The 1555-nt window shown below is 66.8% G+C and carries 4 protein-coding genes; all 4 read left to right on the top strand.

Going from position 1 to position 1555, the window contains the following annotated elements:
- Positions 1 to 13 precede the first annotated feature (13 nt).
- Positions 14 to 322, top strand: a complete 309-nt coding sequence (locus M3G03_RS12745; protein ID WP_259810502.1) for a transposase — start codon at positions 14 to 16, stop codon at positions 320 to 322.
- Positions 319 to 543, top strand: coding sequence for a hypothetical protein (locus tag M3G03_RS12740; RefSeq protein ID WP_259810501.1), 225 nt, complete (start codon positions 319 to 321; stop codon positions 541 to 543). The genes M3G03_RS12745 and M3G03_RS12740 overlap by 4 nt, the downstream gene beginning before the upstream one ends.
- Complete coding sequence (locus M3G03_RS12735) at positions 530 to 1270, top strand: integrase core domain-containing protein (RefSeq protein ID WP_259810500.1); 741 nt, start codon at positions 530 to 532, stop codon at positions 1268 to 1270. The genes M3G03_RS12740 and M3G03_RS12735 overlap by 14 nt, the downstream gene beginning before the upstream one ends.
- Before the next feature lie 47 nt (positions 1271 to 1317).
- On the top strand, positions 1318 to 1555 hold a 238-nt coding region (locus M3G03_RS12730; protein ID WP_259810499.1), incomplete at its 3' end, for a transposase.

The raw sequence follows: 1555 nt of genomic DNA, 5'->3' as shown, positions 1-1555 counted from the left end.
GGCCACAGTTCAGGTGTCAACCAAACTCACGGCAGACCCGACTCGGATCGTGCTGAGTGTGCTTGCTGGTGAGATGTCGATCGCTGAGGCTGCTCGGCGGGAGAAGGTCAGCGAGCAGTCGATCGGGCGGTGGAAGGCTGACTTCCTCGAAGCGGGGAAGACCGCGTTGGCGGCGGGCCGGTCCGGCCCGTCGACGCGGGAGGAGCAGCTGGAGGCGCAGGTCGAGGAACTGACGCAGGCCCTGGGTGAGGCTGCGGTCGAGCTCCGGGTGTGGAAGAAGTCCGCGGAGGGCCGGTTGGGCCCTTCGAGGACCTCGAGGTGATCCGCGTCGAGGCGGGCATGTCGACCGCGAGGTTCTGCCGGCTGATCGACATGCCCGAGCGGACGTGGCGACGTTGGCAGGCCAAGACCAGGGCTGGCGTGCAGGCGAAGGGTCCGTGGCCACAGCCGGCGCGGGAGTCGGTGCGCGACCGGGTGCTCTTTCACGCCACCGCCCATCCGGCGTGGGGGCCATCGCAAGATCTGGGCGATGGTCCGCCATGACGGTCACGTCGTCAGTGAGGCGACGGTGCTGCGGCTGCTGCGGGATGAGGGGCTGATTCTGCCCGCGCACTACCAGTGCGAACGCCGCAAGCTCGCCGAGCGGCGCAAGGCCGCGTTCGCCAAGGAGCCGACCGGACCGAACCAGGTATGGCAGCTCGACTTCAGCGAGTTCGAGACCGCGACGGGCGGGACGTGGCGGATCGCGGGGTGCCGGGACTACTGGTCCAAGTACGAGTACCCGTTCCATGTGTCGCCGACGGCGAACCAGCACGATGCGATCGATGCGGTCGAGCTCGCGTTGGCTGACTACGAGGAGCTCTTCGGGCATCCGATGGTCGATGACTGCCCAGTCGATGAGCAGACCGGGGAGGTGCTGCCGGTGGTCACGATCGTCACCGACAACGGGGGCCCGTTCCGCTCGTTCTGGTTCGAGGCGTTCATCGAGCTCCACCCCGAGCTAGCGCACGTCCGCACCCGCGTGAAGTCGCCGGGGCAGAACGGATCACGCGAGCGAGGGTTCGGGACGCTGAAGTACGAACGCCTGTTCATCGACGAGATCGACGACGCCGTCATGCTGGCCGAACGGGCCGAGGACTACCGCATCGAGTACAACCAGGTCCGCCCGCACGAGGCCATCGCCTGGAACCGGCCCAAGGAGGTGCACCTGGGCCAGGCCGACCCGAACATCCCCAACTTTCAGAACAAGGAAATCCTGCCAACTCCTTGACGCGGGACAATGGAAACCGACGACTCGCACAACGTCCGGACCTAACCGTGGGGGCAGGTGACTTCGGCTACGCGTCGAAGCGACACTGGCCCGAGATCGCCGTCAACCTCAGGCCCGTTTACGAGGCCCCCACCCCGGAGGCTGCTGAGCGGGCGTTCGCGGAGTTCGCCGAGAAATGGGGCAAGGCCTACCCAGCCATGATCAGGCTCTGGCGCAACGCCTGGACCGAGTTCGTCCCCCTTCCTAGACTACGACGTCGAGATCCGCAAGGTCCTCTGCTCCACG

The organism is Aestuariimicrobium sp. p3-SID1156, from assembly GCF_025144225.1.
GTDB lineage: Bacteria > Actinomycetota > Actinomycetes > Propionibacteriales > Propionibacteriaceae > Aestuariimicrobium.
This window is presented reverse-complemented; position numbering and strand designations above follow the sequence as displayed.